Origin of the sequence: Oceanobacillus piezotolerans (genome assembly GCF_003665065.1) — a bacterium.
Lineage (GTDB): Bacteria > Bacillota > Bacilli > Bacillales > Amphibacillaceae > Oceanobacillus > Oceanobacillus piezotolerans.
The window spans coordinates 130,511-152,316 of sequence record NZ_RCHR01000002.1 but is presented as its reverse complement, the minus strand read 5'-3'; the positions used below and the strand labels follow the sequence as shown (position 1 = coordinate 152,316).

The following is a 21,806-nucleotide window of genomic DNA, read 5'->3' as shown; positions in this document are numbered from 1 at the left end:
TTCAAAATGTTAATTGTTTTTTGGCTATGAATTTAAGACATTCTTTATAGGTTTTTGAAGTACGTCCACAATGGCTGCGATGATACTTGTTGCCAAGATGCCCATTAGACCTAGAGATATTGGACCTGCTGCATCATCACCTGTGTATTGAGCATGCACCCTTAAATAAACTATTGCTAGAAAAATGAAGAAAATGACAGTAAAAGTGCATTTTTTTATTACCTCCAAAGATTGAAGAGATAACTCAGAGAAAGCATTTTTCTTTTCAATATAGGTTAAAAGTTTAAATACTCGATACAATGCCACAGAAAACGTAATACATATTCCATATGCACATACCAAAAGTGGATATAGCGAATAATCACCCGGGCGCTCTATCGCATCTCTTCTGGCTGCCTCAGGCAACAAAACTATACACACGGCAAGCACTGCAAATCCAATCAGAAAAATTATTACCTTTAAGAAAGTGGTTGAACCTCGTTGTACATTCATATTAAGCACCTCGATTATTTAATGACAATATTAATTTAACACATAGTTTATTGTTTCACAATAAATACATATTGTTATTTATTGTATTATTATTGTTATTTAAATATCCTATTTAAATATCCCTTTAATTTTGACAAAAATAAAAAGCATTTCTCATTACAAAGAAATGCTCTTACTTTAAAATGTTAAATTTGTATTCTGAGTAGGATTTGACTAAATCAATGGTCTTTTGCGAAACTTCCCAATCTACTTTTTTTCAAATTCATATCTATTGGTTCTAAAAATCGCAAAATTAAACCCTTCTTTCATTATAATTCTTAGTACCCCAAATCGCACTAAAAACACTCTGTACAATGGCTATTGTACAGTGCTAATTTTATGTTACAATACGTGGAATTTTTATTAATAAATTCAGAAAATGGCTTTATATCAATAAAAAACACTTACTCACAATTTGCGAATAGGTAAAGACCCCCGAAAGCTAGAGTAAAAAACCCAACTTTCGGGGGTGTTTTTATATAAATCATGTAATTCTTAATATAGTGTTGTATCTGGCAGCCTCAGACTAAGTTTGAGGCAATATTCAGTGAACTTAAATCACTGTCCCACCATCAATACTCAAAACTGTTCCTGTAATATATTGAGCTTCATCTGAGGCTAAAAATGCATAACCAGCAGCGATTTCCTCAGGTTTTCCTAAGCGGTTAAGAACAGATTTGTTTTTCATGATTTCTTTCACTTTTTCAGGCATTTTTTCTACCATTGGTGTGGAGATAAATCCTGGCGCAATTGCATTAACACGGATATTATACTTCCCTAGTTCCTTTGCCCATGACTTAGTCATGCCAATCACACCCCATTTTGAGGCAGCATAGTTTGTTTGACCAAAATTACCATATATGCCGACAACTGAAGATGCATTGAGAATGACACCGCTTTTTTGTTCTATCATCACATTGGCAGCAGCCTGTGAAACATTAAAGACCCCTTTTAGGTTTACCTCAATCACATTATCCCATTGTTCTTCCGTCATTTTTACTAACCTTGCATCCTGTGTTATTCCAGCATTATTGATAACAACATCAACTCGCCCATAATGATCTACCGCAGTTTGAAATAATTCATCTACTTTTTCGCGATCTGTTACATCTGCTTCTATTCCAATACAATCGCCACCAAGATTCTCGATATCAGACATAACTCTGTCAACATCCGCTCTCTTCAAATCCAAAAGAACAAGTTTGGCACCTTCTGAGATAAATTTCTTTGCAGTTGCCTCACCAATACCGCTGGCCGCCCCTGTAACAACAGCAACTTTATCTTTTAATCTCAAATTTTTTCCTCCTACTTATTCATGATGATTACCCATGAGAAGAAATTAAATTATCCTTAACCATTCTGTTAATTCGTAGCGCTTATGCAACAAAAGATACTATTCAACATTGTAATCTGTATTTATGGTGAAGTTGCTTGACCCTTTCTTTTATTTTTCTAGAAAGTGTCAATACTTATGAGAATGATCTGGTATAGTGATATAACTGTGGCTATAGATGTTGCCAAACTAGCAAAAAGATGGTTCAAGATACAGGTATTAAGAATGACTCACGCCATAAATACAAACTATTTAGAAAATTAACGGCATTAAAAAAGAAGGGAAAAGCAGCAGGTCTCCAAAACAGGTCCATTTTTTGATAAGCTTCATTCTAACCAAATAGGTTCCTTATTAAGTTTCTGCTTTAATCCCTTCTCATTTATCCTGTTATTCTATGCACTCGGTCTAGGGCTAAAAAATTCTAACATTCCTTTTTGTGTTTGCTTCCATTGCTCTACAAAACCTTCAAATACTTTTGTTGCTTCTTCGCGTGTCTTTTTGTTTTGAACAATCGCTTTTACAGTAGCCTCTTCTAATTGGTCTGTTGATTTTGAAAGAATATCAAGAGTAGTCTTTCCAGGCAGGAAAGCAATCGTATAAGATTTATGTCCAACTTCTTCGAGTTTATTTAACCATTCCTGGTAATCTCCCTCTGCATAGGCATTATTATTCGCCAAGAAAGATGCCGCACTTGTTTTCCAATCTGTTGCCAGTTTTTTTGTGTTATCCTCAAGCTGAGTATATTGGTCACGTGTTCCGTTTATCCATTTCTTTTGATTTTCAATGTTTCTTAAAGCTTGAAACTCTACGTTCTCAAAAATTTCACCTGGATTCAACCAAAATCCCCAAATACTATCCACCATTTGTTCATTTGCTGACTTATTACTGCCTTTTCTTTCCGCCATCTAAAATCCCTCCATAAAATAATTTATATTTACTAAAGCCTGGAGACCTTAGCAATAGAACATAAACGCTTAGAAATTTTCGTTTATGTGTCTAATCATTTTTGGTGACTTGTCTTGGATAGTGGTTCTATTCATTCTTGTTATCTTCTCGCTTGGATGTGAAACTGGTTGGGGAGAAGAGATTACTGTACATGTTGAAAAATTGGTCTAGCATCTTCTGATATTCACCTAATGTGTTTGCCCAAATGCCTAAATAATTCTCGCCCGCCTTTGTTATAGAATAAATTCTTTTGGCTGGGCCTGATGACGTAGTATCCCATTCAGAATGGACTAAGTCATCTTTTTCGAGTTGACGAAGGATTCGGTAGAAATTACCTTTGTCCACAGACTGAAATCCGAATTCTGTAAGTTTGTGCATTAATTCATACCCATGTGCATTCCAATCTTTTAATAGTAGAAGAAGCACTGGTATCATAAAGTTTTTCGGAGTATTCATTCCGTGTTCTTTGTACCTCTGATCCTCACTGTTTGATTTAGATGTCATCTTATCACCTTCTAATATAATATAACCATCTATATGTAATTTACACCCATATGTAAAAAATGTCAACACCTTACTATTCAAAAATTTTCCGCAATAATTTCTATTCTTTTTAAAAAAATCATCTTAATTTATCAAATTGTGTAGAATATTGTAGTAATTTTACGTACGAAAGTTTCCCAAATTATCGTTGACTTGTTTTAGTATAGTAGGTGAATAATTTCAAATAAACTATTCAGGAGGCAGGATTGTGACAAATCAAAGTATAATAGATCCATTTGCACTATGGAAAACAATTTATGAGCAAACAGAGAATAATTTTAGCGAAGCGATTCATGAAACGCTTGGAAAAGAGGAATATGCTGAATTATTGGGACAGGTACAAAATGGATATCTTCAATATCAAAAATTAATTCAGAGTACAACGGAGATGTATTTAAAGCAATTAAATATACCAACTCGTGAAGAAATCTCTAGTGTTGCCTCCCTAGTAATTAATTTAGAAGAAAAAGTGGAAATTTTAGATGAGAAGATAGATGAAGCTACTTCTGATCAAAAAGTACTTCAAGAAATCAATAAATTAAAAACAAGTTTTACAAGGTTAGATAAGAAAATGAGTCAGATCCTGCAAGCATTGTCTGATAATGAAAAAAGTGGATCGGCATCCTCAACACCAACAACACCAGCACCAGAGAATAAATAACGAACTTTACATATAGGTACAATAGAAAAGCCTATGACCATAATTATTAAAAACGGAGGTAAATACATTGGCAACTATTTTAAATGCACAGGTTGAGAAAGAGATTACTTCAAAGCTGCAAGGAAAAGTAGCAATTGTAACAGGCGGATCTCGTGGTATTGGTTCAGTGATTGCAAAAGAATTGGCAAGAAATGCCGTACAGGTGGTAGTTAATTACAACTCTAGTGTTGAGTCGGCAAATGCAGTCGTGCAAGAGATTGAGGAATTCGGAGGGAAAGCTGCCTGCTTGCAAGCCGATGTATCAAATATTGACGATGCTAGTTACTTGGTGGAATCGACAATAAAGTCCTACGGAAAAGTTGATATTCTAATTAATAATGCTGGAATAACAAGAGATCGGACGTTTAAAAAACTAAGTCAAGAAGAATGGAATGAAGTGATAAACGTGAATCTCAACAGTGTATTTAATACAACTTCAAAAGTAATCCATCCAATGCTTGAGCAAGGGTATGGAAGAATCATTAATATCAGCTCTATTATTGGTCAAACTGGAGGTTTTGGACAAACAAATTATGCTGCATCTAAAGCTGGAATTATTGGTTTTACAAAATCTCTCGCATTAGAGACTGCTAAAAAAGGGATTACAGTAAATGCTATTTGTCCTGGATTTATTGAAACCGATATGGTAGAAGCAATGCCAGAGCATGTACTAGATAATATGATTTCTGCTATTCCTACCAAACGTCTTGGTCAAGCATCTGAAATTGCCGATGCTGTGATTTTCTTAGCAAATAATAGTTATGTGACTGGCCAATGCATTAATGTAAATGGAGGCTTATATATGTAAGACCTCTAAGTTTGATTATTTATGAGGAGGATGATGGATGGTTTATACACCAACAGAATCAATGGAAACGTTACTTGACGGTATGCCCGAAGAGTATAAAAAGAGTTATAAGCGTTATCAGCGAGCATTGAATATTCTCACAAAGGAACCAGAACCTCAGGTAGGTCAAACACCTAAGGAAGTAATCTGGACAAAAAATAAAGCAAAGCTATATCGATATCAACCAAACAAAACAAAGACAAAAAGCATACCACTATTAATGATTTATGCATTAATTAATAAGCCATATATTTTAGATCTGACACCTGGCAGCAGTTTAGTAGAGTATTTAACAGATAAAGGTTTTGATGTCTACCTGTTAGACTGGGGAACACCAGGTTATGAAGACCGTCATATGAAATTCGATGACTATGTGTTGGATTATATTCCTCGAGCTATCAAGAAAGTACTTCAGAAATCTGGTCAAGATGAAATCAGCTTACTTGGCTATTGTATTGGTGGAACATTGACATCTATAACTGCAGCGCTAAATCCACATTTACCAATTCGTAACTTGGTATTTATGACAAGTCCATTTGATTTTAGTGATGCAGGTTTGTTTACGAATTGGCTGGACGAACGGTATTTTAATTTAGACCTCATGGTAGATACACTTGGGAATGTACCTGCAGAAACAATAGATTTTGGAAATAAGTTACTAAAACCAATTACCAACTATTTGGGGCCTATTGTTTCACTTGCTGATCGAGCAGATGATGATGAGTTTGTTAAAAACTGGAGCCTTTTGCAAAAATGGGTTGCAGACGGTGTACCATTTCCTGGTGAAGCATATAGACAATGGATCAGTGAATTCTATCAGCAAAATAAATTGATTAATGATGAATTATATATTCGTGGACAACAGGTTAAATTAAGTAATATCAAAGCAAATGTTCTTAACATTGCAGCGGATCGTGATCATATTGCAATTCCAAACCAAACAGAAAAGCTCATGAACAAAATCTCCAGTAAAGATAAAACATTTAAACTTCTTAGTGCTGGGCATGTTTCTGTAACTGTAGGCAAAAAAGCTGCTAGAACTACTTATCCTCTAATCGAGGAATGGTTATCAGTCCGTTCACATTAATAATATGATTTTAAATAGAAGTACCCCCATGTTTGGTATATACAATTACCGATTGGGGGTATTTTTTTGTTTACAAACAAGGATATGGGTACTAATTAGAAAGTAAAAATGAAAATGCGAATATAAATTTTGATAGAAAGATATTTAAGAAGTTTTGTCTCAAATTATAAGTTTGTTAAGCTTGGCAGAGATTTGGTAAATAATTATAATTTAAAGTGGAAAAGGGAAGAATAACCCTTTAAGTGGTCGAAAAACCGAATAATATATATGGTGAAAAATAATAACTTTCGTGATTTAGTTGAAGTAACCTCGATTTTTTGATATTCTAAATTAGATTTATATAAGATACATCGTCTAATACTGGGGTATGGCCTAGGAGATTCTTCTAAGCTGTAAAAGGCTTGACTACGAGGTAAGTGTGAAGTGAAAGAAACATTCCATTCATCTTTTTTATTAACACATACCTTAATTAACGCTCCGGTAATCATTGTAGCGTTTTTATATTATTAATGCATAAGCTATCAAGTAAGCTGCATGCTCATCGTATTTAGAAAATGTGAAGTTATTCGACATTAAAACTGTTATGTGAATCCTCAAACATATTAATAAACCGAGAAGGGAAAAAAATAATGAAAAGAAAAATTTATTTTAATCATGATGGCGGAGTAGATGATCTTGTTTCGCTCTTTTTATTACTAAAGATGGACAATGTGGAACTCACAGGTGTGTCAGTTATTCCAGCAGATTGTTATTTAGAACCAGCAATGTATGCGAGTCGAAAAATTATTGACCGCTTTGGTTATGAGGGTCTTGACGTAGCAGAGTCAAATTCTCGAGGGAAAAATCCGTTTCCAAAGGACTGGCGTATGCATGCATTTTATGTTGATGCACTTCCGATTTTAAATGAATCAGGAAAAGTTGTAACACCAGTAGCGGATAAACCCGCACATCTTCATTTAATAGATACAGTTTTAGCAACTGAAGATAAAACAACTTTATTATTTACAGGACCTCTTACAGATCTTGCTCGTGCATTAGATGAAGCTCCTGAAATGGAAGAGAAAATAGAAAGACTTGTTTGGATGGGTGGTACATTCCGTGAAGCAGGAAACGTACATGAACCAGAGCATGATGGAACAGCGGAATGGAATGTATTTTGGGATCCTGAAGCAGCTGCCCGTGTATGGGAAACCGGCATAGAAATTGATTTAGTAGCTCTTGAAAGTACGAACCAAGTACCGTTAACTATAGATGTACGTGAGCGCTGGGCGAAAGAACGCCAAAATATTGGGGTCGATTTTCTTGGCCAATGTTATGCGATGGTACCACCACTTGTTCACTTTTCAACGAACTCTACATACTATTTGTGGGATGTATTAACAACCACATTTATTGGCAGTCCAGATCTTGTGAAAGTAAAAACCATTGACTGCATGGTTCACACCGATGGTCCAAGTCAAGGTCGCACAGTTGAAACTGCAGATGGCCGTCCCGTGAATGTTGTTTACAATGTGAATCGTGATGGGTTCTTTGATTATATGACTGAATTGGCAAAAAACTAGTAAAGGGGAATTCGAAATGTTAAATAAAAAACGGGTGATTATCGATACGGATACTGCTGGCGATGATACAATTGCAATATTAACCGCTCTTCATTATTTTCAAGTGGAAGGTATTATGATTACTGGTGGAAATGTGCAATTTGATCAGCAGGTAGAAAATGCCCTTTATACCATTCAAGTAGCTGGGAGAAGTGGCCAAGTTCCTGTTTACAAAGGACACGAGCGTCCGTTAATGGGACTTGGTAATAAGGAGCACCGTACAGTTGAAGATGTACATGGTAGGGATGGTATGGGGGACTCGTTTTTTGAAAAAGCACTTCAATCTCCTGCTGAAGGACATGCCGTCGATTTTCTGATTGAAACAGTTCACAACAACCCTGGGGAGATTCATTTATTGGCGATTGCACCACTGACGAATATTGCCATGGCGATTAAAAAGGATCCAACCATTGTTCCTAAAATCCCTCACCTATACATTATGGGTGGAACAAATAATGCATTAGGGAATATTACACCGAGTGCAGAATACAATTTCTTTGTCGATCCCGAAGCAGCTAAAATTGTCCTTCAATCAGGCATTCCAATGACAATGGTTGGTTGGGAAATGTGCACGCAATATTCCATTATGGATGATCAAGATCATGAGCACATTGAAGCTTTAAAAACAGCTGGTTCTGAGTTCTTTAAAGATATTAATAAAGTTGTGATGAAATTTAACAAGAGTGTTCACAAATTAAATGGCACGACGCATCCAGATACATTGCTGGCTGCTGTTGCAGCAAATGAAGAAATTATGACCAAATCCAATCTATATCATGTAGATGTGGAAACAGTAGGTGAACTGACTAGAGGTTACAGTCTAGTAGATGTAAATAATCGTTTGGAACGTGTTAAGAATGTTCGAGTCTGTGAAGAAATTGACCGGAATCGATTCAAAGGGATGTTAATTGAGGTATTGCGTTCTATACAGTAAGGGGAGGATTCGTAAAGGGATCATCCATTTTCTGATTAACTAAACAAAAAACCTGTTCAAATCTTAAAGATTATGAACAGGTTTTTTAATAGTTTATTTAATTATTGTTTAATATTAGCAAATATACAGTTACCTCTACCATGTGGGATACACATAGGAGTTCCAAATATTGGGTCACAGGCAATATTGCATTTCATTTGAAAAACATCATGTACAAGCTCACTTGTGATGGTATCTTCTGGTTTGCCTTGTGCAAATACTTTTTTATCTTTTATTGCAATGATGTGATGAGCGTATCTGCTTGCAAGGTTTAAATCGTGCAATACCATGACTATCGTACGTCCATCTTTCTCATTTAATTCAAATAATAAGTCCAGAACATCAATCTGATGTGTCATATCTAAATATGTGGTAGGTTCATCCAATAAAATAAGATCTGTTTGCTGTGCTAGTGTTAGGGCGATCCAGGCACGCTGGCGTTGACCACCAGATAAAGAATCAACAGGTTGATCAATGAGATCGAGCATATTAGTAGATGCAAGAGCTTGCTGTACAGCTGCTTCATCTTCTTTTGACCATTGTTTGATGAATTGCCGGTAAGGATGCCTTCCTTGCTTTACAAGTTCATAAACAGTTAAACCATCAGGTGTAACTGGACCTTGTGGCAATATTGCAAGATTCTTTGCTACTTCCTTTGTCCGCATCTTGGCGATATCTTCACCATTTAAGATGACATTGCCGTCTTTCGGCTTTAGTAGTCGAGCTAAAGAACGTAATAAAGTGGACTTGCCACACCCGTTTGGACCAATCAATACCGTAATTTCACCTTTTGGGATGGCAATATCTAAATCATCTATGATAATTTTATCCCCAAACCCAAGTGTCAAATTATTCGCTGTTAACGTTTGCATTAGAATCGCTCCCCTAAAAACTTGCATCTAAAACCGTAAATATATATCTTAATTGTATTTCTTTACATCTAAATAGTCAATGATAATTATTTTCAATTAGCTATGAAAATGAACAAAAAATGCTGTCCCTGAATACAGGAACAGCATGTATACATTATTTTACTAAAGTATCCAAAACGGCATCGATGGTTTGTTCAGATGCATGTAATCCAGTGTTTGTCCAGCTGTCCGGCTTATTCAACACGTATACATTTCCGTTCTGTTCGGCCGGAATACTTTGCCATACATCGCTGTTTTCTAACGTCTCTAAACCTTCCTCACCTTCAGCTGCCAGCAGGAAAACATGATCTGCATCAAGCTCGGAAAGTTTTTCAAGTGAAATGGGGTCCCATGTAGCTTGAGCTTCTCCAAGATCTTCAACAAGTGATGGATAATTCACACCGAGCTCAGAGTAAAGAACTTCTGCACTATGTCGGTCTTTTTCAAATAAAAAGAACTGGCCGCCAATCACCCAAATGGCTGCAACGGTTTCATCTCCTATTGCTTCATCGAGTTGAGCACTTGCTTCATCTATTTTTTCTTCATAGCCGGTTATAGCTTGTTCTGCTTCTTGTTCCTTACCAAGCAGTTTGCCAAATGTTTCAATTTGCTTGCGCCAGTCACCAGTCGTTTCTTCTGTCATAATATAAGTAGGGGCAATTTTGTTATACTCTTCATAAGTACCTTCGTAACTGTCCAAGTTATTTTCTAGAATAATAAGGTCTGGTTCATAGCTGAGTACTTGTTCTAAGGGCATTGTCCACTCTATTTTTGGAACATTGCTAAGTTGATCCTCTAGATGATTTTGTAACGTTTCTCCAATAGCCCATTTTGCAACTGGAGTCACGCCGAGTGCTAATAAGGCATCTTCATGGAAAGGTGCGATAATACGCTCTGCATCAGCTGGAATGGTTACTTCTCCCATCTCGGAATCAAGTGTAACTTCAGACTTTTCAGCAGGGTTTTCTTCTTTAGTCCCAGAATCCTGTGAAGCGTTATCATTTCCGCAAGCAGATAGGACAAGTAATAAAGCTATCAGCAGGCTAAAAAGGAACTTTTTTCTATTTTTTTCGCTCATAATAACTCCCCTTTATGGTATAATGTATATCTAACGATAATGATAATCAGTATCAATTAAAAAGTCAATCTAATGTAAATAAAGTTTTTTAATAATGATATAGAATAATTTAGGAGAGAACCATGCGCTCAATCATTAATCATTCAGCAATCTGGAAAACGATTATTAACTTTACAGCATTCTTTGCCATTTTTCTTTCGATAGCTATCTCCATTTCTTATGGTTCCACAGATATCGATTTAAAAATAGTATGGCAAGCAGTTATAAATTTTAATCCTGAGTTGACTTCACACCAAGTTATCCAGGAAATCCGCTTGCCCCGTGCGCTATCAGCAGCATTAGTAGGTGCTTTCTTAGCGGTCTCAGGAGCAGTGATGCAGGGGATGACTCGTAATGCGCTTGCTTCGCCCTCTATCATGGGTGTTACAGATGGAGCTGCATTTGCACTCGTTATTATGCTTGCGTTTTTCCCTGCTGTATCCAATTTGGGCTTAACTGCTGCTTCCTTTATTGGAGCAGGTGCTGCTGTAACGTTAGTTTTTATGGTTGGTTCATTTTCTAAAGGTGGATTGACTCCAGTCAAGCTTGCTTTAGCAGGGGTAGCAATTGGAACGATGCTCCGATCCATTTCTTCGATTTTTGCATTACATTTTCAGTTGGAAAAGGAAATGGGTTTTTGGCTAGCTGGAGGACTGGATGGGACAAGTTGGACATCTGTACGAATTCTTCTTTTGTCGGGAGTTGTGGGTTTAATTGTTGCATTAATTATTTCTAAATCCATCACTGTGCTTAGCTTAGGGGATGACATTTCAACAGGTTTGGGACAAAATAATCTGTACATAAAAATTCTTGGCATTTTTTCTGTGTTGATTTTGACAGGTGCTGCCGTGTCTATTGCTGGAGCAGTTGGATTTGTCGGTTTAATTGTGCCGCACATTACACGTTTTATTATGGGAACAGATTATCGGTGGATTATTCCGTCATCCGCTTTATTTGGAGCTTTATTACTCGTTTTGTCAGACTTAGCAGCGAGAATGGTTAACGCACCGTTTGAAACACCTGTTGGGGCAATCACATCCTTGATTGGTGTTCCTTTCTTCCTTTACTTAGCTAGAGGGAATAGGGGTGGCAAATAATGCAACAATCTGGAATAAAGAAGCGAAAACGTTTTATGCTAATCCTTGCAATATTGATTGTACTTATTATAAGTATGTTTTTTATTAGTTTGAGTACGGGTGTTATACAAATTTCTCCTTTAGAGGTTGTAAAAACGCTATTTAATCTTGGAACAGATAGACAGGAACTTGTTCTTTTTGATTTCCGTTTACCAGGAATTATTTTGGCATTATTAATCGGAGCAGGTCTTGCTGTATCGGGAGCAATTCTGCAGGGGATTACCCAAAATGAACTTGCTGATCCGGGTATTCTGGGAATAAACACTGGAGCAGGGCTTGCCATCGTCCTATTTATTTTCTTTTTTCAGGATATAATTCCTTCAACCAGCGCACTTTCGGCATATGTTATGCCTTTTGCTGCACTGATAGGAGCGATTTTTGCCGCTTTCATTATATATTTATTAGCATGGAAAAGAGGCGTCACTCCGATTCGACTGGTCCTTGTCGGCATCGGGGTCAATGCTGCATTTAGTGCAATTTTAACGATTCTTCAGTTAAAAATGGATCCACAAAATTATAGACAGGTTACAGTTTGGTTATCCGGAGATATCTGGAATGCAAACTGGAATTATGTAGTAGCTCTATTGCCTTGGATTCTTATCCTTATTCCTGTTGCGCTGCAAAAAGCGAAAGCGTTAAATGTGTTTAATCTTGGAGATGATCTTGCATCTGGGCTTGGTACAAGTATTGAAAGAGAGCGAAGTGTACTATTGCTTATTGCTGTAGCGTTAGCTGGAGCATCCGTTGCAGCTGGAGGAGCAATTGCTTTTCTTGGCTTAGTTGTCCCCCATATCGCAAGGAAGTTAATTGGACCATTGCATCAATATATTATTCCAATTTCCGCGCTTATTGGAGCTCTATTGTTGATGGTAGCTGATACCATTGGAAAAAATGTGTTGGCACCAACCACAATTCCGGTAGGGATTGTCGTCGCTATTATAAGTGTACCTTATTTTGTTTACTTACTAATGAAGTCCAAATAGAAGATAACGGAGGAGAAATGCTATGCCAAATCAACCCGAAATTTTTGATGTAACCATAATTGGCGGAGGCCCTGTTGGATTATTTACAGCATTTTATAGCGGCATGCGGGAAATGAAAACAAAGATTATTGAGTATTTGCCTTATCTCGGTGGTAAGGTTTCCTATTTTTACCCGGAAAAAATGATCAGAGATATTGGTGGAATTAAACAATTGTCTGGTGAACAATTAGCGGCAAATTTAATTGAGCAGGCGATGACTTTTGATCCAACAATAGTTTTAAGTGAACAGGTAGAGGGAATGGAAAGGCTTCATGATGGTACATTTGTATTGAATAGTAGTAATGGATCCAAGCACTACACAAAAACCATAATATTGGCAACTGGATTTGGCACATTAAAATCTGTAAAACTGGCTATTCCGAATGCAGTCGATTTTGAAGAGAAAAGCCTCCATTATTCTATCAAAAAAATTTCTGATTATAAAGGCAAAAAAGTTCTTATCTCTGGGGGAGGAAATAGTGCTGTTGATTGGGCAAACGAACTTGAGCCGATAGCTGATAAAGTTACATTAATTTATCGCAAATCTAATTTTAGTGGAATTGAAAGTAATCTTACGAAATTGATGAAGTCATCCGTGAATGTACTATTTCCATATGAAATTGTGAAAATAAATGGAGAAAATGGCAGGCTTACAAGTGTTGTTATTAATAAAGTTGGTTCTCCAAATGTAGAAGAAATCATGTTAGATTCATTAATTGTCAATCATGGTTTCCATATTGATCTAGGGCCTATAGCTGAGTGGGGATTGAACATGAATGAGGATATGATTCAGGTGAACAATGCCATGTCTACTTCCATTCCAGGAATATTTGCTGTTGGTGATATTGCTGATTATCCGAATAAATTAAGTCTAATCGCCGGTGGATTTAATGAAGGTCCAATCGCCGTGAACGGGGCAAAACAATTTATATCACCAAAGGAAGCGATTGGACATTTATATTCGACACATTATGAACCGTTAATAAAAAATAATAAAAGAAAATGAACGGAGAAGGAACTGTGGGTATGGAGCAGTTCCTTTTTTGCCTATGGAACTCAATCATTTCTAACTATTATAGATACAGACTTCCGATATTTGCCGAGTAGTGTTTTAGAGCGTACGAAAGAGCAGCTCTATTTATAATAATTTCTTTATTTTTATGTGGTGACAGGAACCAATGGAACAGCTACATAGTTACTCCCTAACTAGCTAGGAAAAATAAGTCCCATCTATATCTGACATAGACGGGGCACAAAAATCCTTACTACTGTATTATTCTACCTTCCAATTCCAGCAATTCGTTATCTTTAAAATCAGCATCATTCTTGCCATAAGCTCTATTTCCCGGAACGATACTTAATGCAATCGCTGCAATGAGACCTGGAATGGCATAGGCTAGGAAATACATATAAACTGGCAGGCTTGTCGTTAATAGGAATCCTCCGAGCATCGGACCGAGCATTCCTCCGAAGCGACCGATACCAGAACAGATACCGAGTGCAGTCGACCGAATGGCCGGTGGGTAATATTGGGAAACATAGGCCTGTATCAAATGCTGCGCCCCAATAGAACTTGCTCCAGCAATACCTACTAAAAGATAGATATACATTGAATTCCCGCCAAACCCTAGAAGGGTAATGGCAATCCCGCCGATCGCATATAAAAGGGCGAGCATGATTCTGAAATCGTATTTCATACTTAATCTTGCTATGAGAATCGTACCAATAATGGATCCACCTTGTAACACCATAAGGAAGGCTAGACTAGAATTCAATCCATAGCCAGCTTCAATCATTAGATTTGGCAGCCACGTATTTAAACCATATACCATTAATAGACTCATGAAATAGGTTGTCCAAAATAAAATGGTGCTCATTGCTCGTTTGTTTTGAAATAAACCGACAAATGGTACTTTTGTTTTCAGATGGTCGTCATTCGAGAATTCCACATGTTTCGGTAATTGTACAGCTGGATTCACTTTTGAAAGAATACGGATCAAATCCTTGTCCCTTCCTTTTCGAATAAGATAAGAACTTGATTCAGGCATTTTTTTATATATAAAAGGAATTAATAATAGGGGAATACCCGCAATCCAGAAAACGACTTCCCACCCTAGTGAAGGCATTAATGTGATCCCAAATAGAGGGGCTAACATACCTCCAACCGAGTACGAAACTAAAACAATTGATACAACTATATTTCTTATCCGGCTGGGTGCATATTCAGTACTTAATGCAATAACATTAGGCATAACACCGCCTAATCCAAGTCCAGCGAGAAAACGAAAGATAGAGAAAGAAGTTGGATTGTCTGTAAATCCACATAACATCGTGAAAAAGCTAAACAAGAAGACAGATAGAATCATAATGTTTTTTCTTCCAAAACGGTCAGCTAGCATGCCAAGTACGATGGCCCCGAATACCATTCCAAATAGACCATAGCTACCCATCGCACCAGCTTCTACGGAGCTTAGGTTCCATTCCTCAATCAATACTGGAACAACCGTGCCATATACAACAAGGTCATAGCCATCAAATAGAATTATGATAAACCCCCAGAATATTAACTGGAGATGAAACCGATTAAATTTACTTGTGGCAATCAATTCTTCTGGATTTATTTTCTTCATTAGAGATTCCTCCTTATGCAGATAATATTCTATATATTGTTGTTATTCGGAAAAATATACTGTTAAATATAACAGAGATTGTATGCGTTTTCAATAAATTATTGATAAAAAAGTAGAAAATTTAGGGCAAGTAATTTAGAAAGCAGAGAAAATGAAGGATAGATTAGATTGAGAAATATTAAAGAGAGTGAATCTAGCAAACCCTTAATGAATGATTAGAAGAACGTTAATATTGAATGAGTTTGGTGCGTGCTAGATGATGATGGCGCTTTATTTTTTGTGTATAAGAATAGCTTAATTCCTGTTTGAAATGTTTGTGCATAAAGAGAGGGTAGCTGCCGTAACTATCACTATGACTATTATTCCAATTTTGATGTTTAACTTTCAGAGAAAAGTGAAATAGGTAACTAACGAGCAAAAGGAGGTGCCTATGCGAACATTTAATAAACTCGTACGTGATCGCATCCCGGAAATTATCCAGAGCACTGGAAAAGATTGTAAAACGGAAACACTGAATCAAGACCGATATATATTGGAGCTTAAGAAAAAATTACTTGAAGAAGTGGAAGAATATCTACAGGCAGCAACGAAAGAAAATGCTTTGGAAGAACTGGCAGATATACTAGAAATAATAAATACGCTTGTGGAGGATGTTCATCAATCATCCATGGAAGAAGTAGAAAGGATTCAATCTAATAAGTTAGAAAAACGTGGTGGCTATGAGGAAAAAGTGTTTCTTTTAGAAGTAGAAGATTAGATAAAATGATTTGATTTGTTTCGTAACAGATGATGAAGAGCATATCAGTATTTTTAATGCATAACTAGAAGAAGTGCTTTAAAACCCATTCTGTAAAAATAAGATATAGCCTTTTATAAATTACTAATATTAATAGATGAGGTGGGTTCGAGTGGTAAGTATTTTTATTGGATTATTCATCTTAATGGTGCTCGCCTATTTTGGATGGTCGATTATTTGGGTCGCACCATTAGCATCAGGTGTTGTTGCCCTATTAAGTGGATTAGATGTATATGAAACATATACCAATACTTATATGCAAGGTTTAGTTGACTTCGTAAAAAGCTGGTTTCCAATTTTCTTATTAGGTGCAGTCTTCGGGACTTTAATGGAGAAAACGGGTGCAGCGAAATCAGTAGCTCTGAAAGTAACCCAGTTAATAGGGAAGAAAAAGGCAATTCTAGGCGTACTAATTGCGGCGGCCTTATTAACATATGGTGGTGTAAGTTTATTCGTTGTCGTATTTGCAATCTATCCTATTGCACTTGAATTGTTTCGGGAAGCGAATGTTTCTAGAAAGTTATTAGTGGCAACATTTGCCCTCGGAGCATTTACTTTCACGATGACATCGGTGCCTGGTACACCACAGATTCAAAATTTAATCCCTATGAAATACTTTTCCACAACTCCCACATCTGGTTTCTTCATTGGGATTGTGACGACGCTCATTATGGCGGTTGGTGGATATCTCTGGTTGGCCTACCGACAGAAGAAACTAGCAGAAAAAGGAGATACATTTACAGAACCAGAAAATTCGGAGGATAAAGACGAAAATGATTCTGATTTACCAAATTGGTTTATTTCAATTATCCCGCTGATTGTGGTAGTGGTGTTTTTAAATATTGTAAAAGTGGAAGCTTTATATGCCCTGCTGCTAGGTAATATAGCTATTATGCTCTTGAACATAAAGAAATACAAGAAGTTCGTCCCTGCAATTAACGAGGGTGGGAAGGGTTCAGTAATGGCGATTTTAAATACAAGTGCTGCTGTTGGGTTTGGTTCCGTGATCGCGATTGTTCCTGCTTTTAATGATATCACCACAATGCTAGTTGGAATCTCAGACAACCCACTAGTTGGGGAAGCATTAGCCGTTCAGGTTTTGGCAATGATGACTGGGTCAGCTTCAGGCGGTATGGGGATTGCCTTTGAAGCCTTGGGTGATACTTTCTATGAATTATCACAGACATCAGGTATCAGCCCAGATGTATTTCACCGGATAGCGGCTGTTGCATCAGGAGCTTCCATCTTACCAAATAACGGAGCACTATTAACATTATTAGCTGTAACTGGACTTAGCCATAGAGAAACATATAAAGACGTATTTGTTGTTGCATTACTAATCCCTACAATTGCATTAATAGTAGGAATTATTATGGGCGCAATGGGCCTAGTATAAAAAATAGGAGGAATTTAATATGGTTGAAAGTAAAGTTGTAATTATTACAGGATCTGCTCGAGGAATTGGTTTTGAAATTGGAGAACACTTTGCTGCAGAGGGTGCAAAAGTGGTTCTTTCTGATATAAATGAAGAAGGCGTGAAAGAAGCAGCAGAATCACTGAATAAACTTGGATATGAATCTATTGGCGTAAAAGCGGATGTAACAAGTGAAGAAGATCTGCAAAATTTAGTTTATAAAACAAAAGAAAAATATGGTCGAATCGATATTCTAATCAATAATGCTGGATTACAACATGTAGCTCCACTTGAAGAGTTTCCAACAGCTAAATTTGAACAAATGATCAAGATTATGCTAACTGCCCCATTCATTCTTACAAAAACCGTTTTCCCGATTATGAAGGAGCAAGGCTGGGGTCGAATAATCAATGTTGCTTCTATAAATGGATTAATCGGATTTGCTGGTAAAGCAGCATATAACAGTGCGAAACACGGGGTTATTGGATTAACAAAAGTAGCAGCACTAGAAGGGGCTAAACATGGAATTACAGTAAATGCCCTTGCACCTGGTTATGTAGATACTCCACTTGTTCGTGGCCAGGTTGCTGATTTAGCAAAAACTCGAAATATCCCTGAAGAACGCGCTCTTGAAGACGTAATCTTAGCTCAAGTACCACAAAAGAAATTACTGGATGTAAGCGAGATTGCTGATTATGCTCTGTTCTTAGCAAGCGACAAAGCAAGAAGTGTAACAGGACAAGCAGTAGTAATTGATGGCGGTTATACTGCTCAATAAAATGATAAATACGAGATTTCGTGAAAACTCTGCTCAACGATTGAGCAGAGTTTTTTGTTAAATATGACTCTATCATAATAAAAACGAGCAGCTTCGTTTCTGTAGTGTAAAAAGGTGAAAAGTTTAGTAATATATTTATAAAAATGAACTAGACATAGAATAAATCTTCTTATAAATATAAAGAAAAATTTAAATTTCTTTCATCCTATTTAGTTTATAATAATATAAACTAAAATAATAATAGAATATTTATAAAAGTATAATGTTTACCTAAACGGAAATACAGATATTAATTATGTTTTCTTGTTTAAGTAGGGGGAGTTCATGTGAAGATATTAATTACTACGGAATGTTATTTTCCAGTTATTAATGGAGTCGTGACATCTGTGATGACATTACGGAAAGAATTGATAAATATGGGGCATGAAGTAAAGATACTTACATTATCAGGCAAAAAAAGATCGTTCGAAAAAGACGATGTCATTTATATTGGATCATTGGGACTTAATAAACTTTATCCAGGTGCTAGAATTGCATTTCCCTTTGACAATGTGTACCTAAGGAAAGTGATCGGTTGGAAGCCAGATGTTATCCATTCACAAAGTGAATTCAGTACTTTTCAGATGGCAAAGCTCTTATCAAGGAAGCTTGAAGTTCCAATCGTCCATACTTATCATACTATTTACGAGGACTACACCCATTATTTCTCACCATATAAAAAATGGGGGAAAAGAGTGGCACAGGTCTTTACTAAAAGTATTCTAAAGCACACTTCGGGCGTTATTGCTCCTACAGTAAAAGTACAATCTTTGCTGATTAAATATGGGGTCAGTCAGAAGATCCATGTTGTACCTTCAGGGATAAATTTGGGGCTGTTTGATAAAAGAATAGAAGATAAGGGAAAGTTAAAGCTCAAACAAAAAATAGGTATTCCGCCTAACAAAAAAGTTCTTCTTTTTGTAGGAAGACTTGCCAAAGAAAAAAGACTTGAGGAAATTCTGTATTTTGTATATAAATTTAATGACGAAAACATTTTATTATTAATTGTTGGCGATGGTCCTAATCGAGCTTTTTTAGAGAAATATGTACAAAAGCTGGGAATTTCAAATCAGGTAATTTTTGTAGGGATGGTTCCTTCTAAAGAGGTTATTTATTATTATCAAGTAGGAGATATCTTTGTTAGTGCGTCAACTAGTGAAACCCAAGGGCTTACTTACTTAGAAGCATTAGCGAATGGGCTTCCCGCCCTTTGCAGACAGGATATGTGCTTGGAAAATGTTATCATGGACGGGATTAATGGATGGCAATATAATAGCTATGAAAACTTTGCAGATAAATTATCTATTTTGCTCTTTCAAGATGAGGAATATAGAAGACTCTCTTACAATGCTCGAGAGAGAGTAGCATTAACTTATTCATCCATAGCTTTTGCAAGAAAAATAGAAGGTATTTACCAAGATACAGTTGCGACATTTAAACGAAGAGAGATTGTGGAAGAGGTTGTCCAAAAGGTTCAGTGATATGACAATTATGTCTATGTTCCTCGCATATTCAATGTTCTGAACCAAGGGGCTATTCCTTCCATAAACTCTTAATCTTCCATCTCAAGAATATGGGTATAAGGAAAATCTGAACTATTTCTAATTCTTATTTGAAGAAGCTGGAATTATAGTTCAGATTTTCTTTATTAATTTCTCTAGTTTATTTTTATCTTTAGTTTTATACAGAACTATTGTGTGAAAGGGAGAACTTTTATTAGTGGATTTGTCACTAATTTTATACAAAAGAATATAGTGCAAATAACTAAGTTAAAGGAGTTATTGAAATGGATTATCCTAATCACCTAGCGTGGCATGAAACACTTGATTTACATGAACTTGTGGCTTTTCAATCCATTGCCTTAATGAAGTTAAAGAAGTTTTATCCAGAGGTTAAGGATGCAGAACTGCAATCTATTTATCAGCATACGATCAATGGTATTGAAATGAATTTACAGGAATTACTTCAATTTTATTCATTTGCACCAAGAGATGAAGATGAAGAAGATTTGAGAAATCTTGATACAGGGTTCTTTTCCGGAGATTTACTAGCGTTCGCAAAAACAGCCGTTCGAAATTATTCTATTGCAATAACGGAAACTGCAACACCTGTCCTAAGGGATACGTTAAACAAACAATTACAAAGAGCAATTGAGACGCATGGAATGGTCTATGCTTTTATGTATAAGAAAGGATACTATCCTTCTTATGATTTGGAGAAATTATTACAAAATGATATTAAACTTGCAAATAAAGCACTCAAAATGAATTATTAAATAATTAGTTTCTTCACTGGAACATTTATCAGAGGACTAACTCATAGTGTTTATTAGTTTATACATCAGAGAATCATAGATGTTATTATTTAGGGTGCATTTTACAGCGGAGAAAATGCACCTTTATTTTGTGTTTAGCAACAGTAAGTCTTGTAGACGATTTATTAAAAACTTTCTAGCTTTAGTTTGAATGAGGCATGAGATGGGTAGATATGGTTAATCTACAATATGAGCATTTAAATTGTAAATAAAATCTAAATTGATTATAATTATCTCGAATTCAAAATAAAAAACGAAGGATGGATGAATCTCATGGCTAAAGTTGGAATTATTGTCGGCAGTCTTCGCAAAGACTCTTTTTCAAAGCAAGTAGCAAATAATGCAGCATCATTATTCCCAGAAGGTTATGAAACAGAATTTGTTGAAATTGGAAACCTTCCATTGTTTAATCAAGATTTTGAGGGAGACTTAGAAACACCTCAGGAATATACGGCATTCCGAAACACAATTAAAGAATTAGACGCGGTATTATTTGTAACACCTGAGTATAACCGTTCTATCCCAGCAGTTTTAAAGAATGCTCTTGATGTCGCTTCACGTCCATATGGAGAAAGTGTTTGGGGTGGTAAACCAGCAGCAATAATCAGTCAGTCACCAGGTGCTTTAGCTGGATTTGGAGCGAACCATCACTTACGTCAAGTACTTACATTCTTAAATATGCCAGTTGTTCAACAACCAGAGGCATATATTGGATCAGTGCATGAATTATTAGATGAAAATGGAAAATTAACAGAAGGTACACTTGAATTTCTGCAAGGATTTGTAAATGAATTTGTGGAATTAATCAAGAAGTACCAATAATTGGTTAACCGTTAAAGAGTGTCCCGTAATCATTTTAGGACACTCTTTTTCTATTTCATACACAATTGTTTTTACTTAAAACTAAATTAATATAATATTTTTTAATTAACAAAATCAAAAGTTTGACAAATTAGTGAACAAGTAGTAAAATTTAGTATGAATTAAAGATAAATCAATTTGTAATATATTATTTATACATAATATAAGGTGGTGAAATACCAAGATATCTTTTATGAAAAATTTTAATGCAAGCAAGGGAGATAAATT

At 36.0% G+C, this 21,806-nt stretch carries 21 protein-coding genes and 1 riboswitch; of the genes, 14 read left to right on the top strand and 7 right to left on the bottom strand.

Annotated features, from left to right (window positions below; translation table 11 throughout):
* Nucleotides 1-24 precede the first annotated feature (24 nt).
* The 4 genes from D8M04_RS05145 to phaQ all read right to left on the bottom strand — a co-directional run bounded on the left by D8M04_RS05145 (nt 25) and on the right by phaQ (nt 3,313).
* On the bottom strand, nt 25-492 hold the full coding sequence (locus D8M04_RS05145; protein WP_121521846.1) for a DUF2975 domain-containing protein: 468 nt from the start codon (nt 490-492) through the stop codon (nt 25-27).
* A gap of 592 nt (nt 493-1,084) precedes the next feature.
* A complete protein-coding gene (gene fabG / locus D8M04_RS05140) occupies nt 1,085-1,825 on the bottom strand; it encodes a 3-oxoacyl-[acyl-carrier-protein] reductase (protein ID WP_121521845.1) in 741 nt (246 codons plus the stop codon).
* A 431-nt stretch (nt 1,826-2,256) separates the two neighbouring features.
* Nucleotides 2,257-2,769 carry a hypothetical protein gene (locus tag D8M04_RS05135; RefSeq protein WP_121521844.1) on the bottom strand — a complete coding sequence of 171 codons (513 nt, stop codon included), beginning with the start codon at nt 2,767-2,769 and terminating at the stop codon, nt 2,257-2,259.
* A gap of 127 nt (nt 2,770-2,896) precedes the next feature.
* Nucleotides 2,897-3,313: a poly-beta-hydroxybutyrate-responsive repressor gene (phaQ, locus tag D8M04_RS05130; RefSeq protein ID WP_121521843.1), complete on the bottom strand. Its 417-nt coding sequence runs from the start codon at nt 3,311-3,313 to the stop codon at nt 2,897-2,899.
* A 247-nt stretch (nt 3,314-3,560) separates the two neighbouring features.
* Here phaQ and D8M04_RS05125 point away from each other — a divergent pair, with 247 nt between their 5' ends.
* From D8M04_RS05125 to D8M04_RS05105, 5 genes are all read left to right on the top strand, one after another.
* Entirely contained in the window at nt 3,561-4,013 is a 453-nt protein-coding gene (locus D8M04_RS05125) for a poly(R)-hydroxyalkanoic acid synthase subunit PhaE (protein WP_158595080.1), read from the top strand.
* Between the two features lie 103 nt (nt 4,014-4,116).
* Nucleotides 4,117-4,860, top strand: coding sequence for a 3-oxoacyl-[acyl-carrier-protein] reductase (fabG, locus tag D8M04_RS05120; RefSeq protein WP_121522372.1), 744 nt, complete (start codon nt 4,117-4,119; stop codon nt 4,858-4,860).
* A 37-nt stretch (nt 4,861-4,897) separates the two neighbouring features.
* Complete coding sequence (phaC, locus tag D8M04_RS05115; protein ID WP_121521841.1) at nt 4,898-5,986, top strand: class III poly(R)-hydroxyalkanoic acid synthase subunit PhaC; 1,089 nt, start codon at nt 4,898-4,900, stop codon at nt 5,984-5,986.
* Between the two features lie 330 nt (nt 5,987-6,316).
* Nucleotides 6,317-6,414: riboswitch (purine riboswitch) on the top strand.
* Nucleotides 6,415-6,615: 201 nt separating this feature from the next.
* Nucleotides 6,616-7,548 (top strand): nucleoside hydrolase, encoded by a 933-nt coding sequence (locus tag D8M04_RS05110; RefSeq protein ID WP_121521840.1) that lies wholly within the window; start codon nt 6,616-6,618, stop codon nt 7,546-7,548.
* Between the two features lie 16 nt (nt 7,549-7,564).
* Nucleotides 7,565-8,521, top strand: a complete 957-nt coding sequence (locus D8M04_RS05105; protein ID WP_121521839.1) for a nucleoside hydrolase — start codon at nt 7,565-7,567, stop codon at nt 8,519-8,521.
* Nucleotides 8,522-8,622: 101 nt separating this feature from the next.
* Here D8M04_RS05105 and D8M04_RS05100 read toward each other — a convergent pair whose 3' ends face one another.
* Both D8M04_RS05100 and D8M04_RS05095 read right to left on the bottom strand, forming a co-directional pair.
* Nucleotides 8,623-9,432: an ABC transporter ATP-binding protein gene (locus tag D8M04_RS05100; protein ID WP_121521838.1), complete on the bottom strand. Its 810-nt coding sequence runs from the start codon at nt 9,430-9,432 to the stop codon at nt 8,623-8,625.
* A gap of 154 nt (nt 9,433-9,586) precedes the next feature.
* Complete coding sequence (locus D8M04_RS05095; protein ID WP_121521837.1) at nt 9,587-10,549, bottom strand: ABC transporter substrate-binding protein; 963 nt, start codon at nt 10,547-10,549, stop codon at nt 9,587-9,589.
* A 122-nt stretch (nt 10,550-10,671) separates the two neighbouring features.
* Here D8M04_RS05095 and D8M04_RS05090 point away from each other — a divergent pair, with 122 nt between their 5' ends.
* The 3 genes from D8M04_RS05090 to D8M04_RS05080 are packed head-to-tail and all read left to right on the top strand — an operon-like array spanning nt 10,672 to nt 13,752.
* Nucleotides 10,672-11,685, top strand: coding sequence for a FecCD family ABC transporter permease (locus tag D8M04_RS05090; protein WP_121521836.1), 1,014 nt, complete (start codon nt 10,672-10,674; stop codon nt 11,683-11,685).
* Nucleotides 11,685-12,707, top strand: coding sequence for a FecCD family ABC transporter permease (locus tag D8M04_RS05085; RefSeq protein ID WP_121521835.1), 1,023 nt, complete (start codon nt 11,685-11,687; stop codon nt 12,705-12,707). The genes D8M04_RS05090 and D8M04_RS05085 overlap by 1 nt, the downstream gene beginning before the upstream one ends.
* A gap of 22 nt (nt 12,708-12,729) precedes the next feature.
* The gene (locus tag D8M04_RS05080) at nt 12,730-13,752 is read left to right on the top strand and encodes an NAD(P)/FAD-dependent oxidoreductase (RefSeq protein ID WP_121521834.1); all 1,023 of its coding nucleotides are present in this window, start codon (nt 12,730-12,732) and stop codon (nt 13,750-13,752) included.
* Between the two features lie 259 nt (nt 13,753-14,011).
* Here D8M04_RS05080 and D8M04_RS05075 read toward each other — a convergent pair whose 3' ends face one another.
* Nucleotides 14,012-15,376, bottom strand: a complete 1,365-nt coding sequence (locus D8M04_RS05075) for an MFS transporter (protein ID WP_121521833.1) — start codon at nt 15,374-15,376, stop codon at nt 14,012-14,014.
* Nucleotides 15,377-15,806: 430 nt separating this feature from the next.
* On the opposite strand from D8M04_RS05075, the gene D8M04_RS05070 reads away from it, so the two are divergent.
* From D8M04_RS05070 to D8M04_RS05045, 6 genes are all read left to right on the top strand, one after another.
* Nucleotides 15,807-16,133, top strand: a complete 327-nt coding sequence (locus tag D8M04_RS05070) for a nucleoside triphosphate pyrophosphohydrolase (RefSeq protein WP_121521832.1) — start codon at nt 15,807-15,809, stop codon at nt 16,131-16,133.
* A gap of 151 nt (nt 16,134-16,284) precedes the next feature.
* On the top strand, nt 16,285-17,568 hold the full coding sequence (locus D8M04_RS05065) for a GntP family permease (protein ID WP_121521831.1): 1,284 nt from the start codon (nt 16,285-16,287) through the stop codon (nt 17,566-17,568).
* A 19-nt stretch (nt 17,569-17,587) separates the two neighbouring features.
* Nucleotides 17,588-18,364, top strand: coding sequence for a 3-hydroxybutyrate dehydrogenase (locus D8M04_RS05060; RefSeq protein ID WP_121521830.1), 777 nt, complete (start codon nt 17,588-17,590; stop codon nt 18,362-18,364).
* A gap of 326 nt (nt 18,365-18,690) precedes the next feature.
* Nucleotides 18,691-19,884, top strand: a complete 1,194-nt coding sequence (locus D8M04_RS05055) for a glycosyltransferase family 4 protein (RefSeq protein WP_121521829.1) — start codon at nt 18,691-18,693, stop codon at nt 19,882-19,884.
* Nucleotides 19,885-20,189: 305 nt separating this feature from the next.
* Nucleotides 20,190-20,678 carry a spore coat protein gene (locus D8M04_RS05050; RefSeq protein ID WP_121521828.1) on the top strand — a complete coding sequence of 163 codons (489 nt, stop codon included), beginning with the start codon at nt 20,190-20,192 and terminating at the stop codon, nt 20,676-20,678.
* 312 nt (nt 20,679-20,990) lie between these two features.
* On the top strand, nt 20,991-21,539 hold the full coding sequence (locus D8M04_RS05045) for an NADPH-dependent FMN reductase (protein WP_121521827.1): 549 nt from the start codon (nt 20,991-20,993) through the stop codon (nt 21,537-21,539).
* The last annotated feature ends 267 nt before the right edge of the window (nt 21,540-21,806 follow it).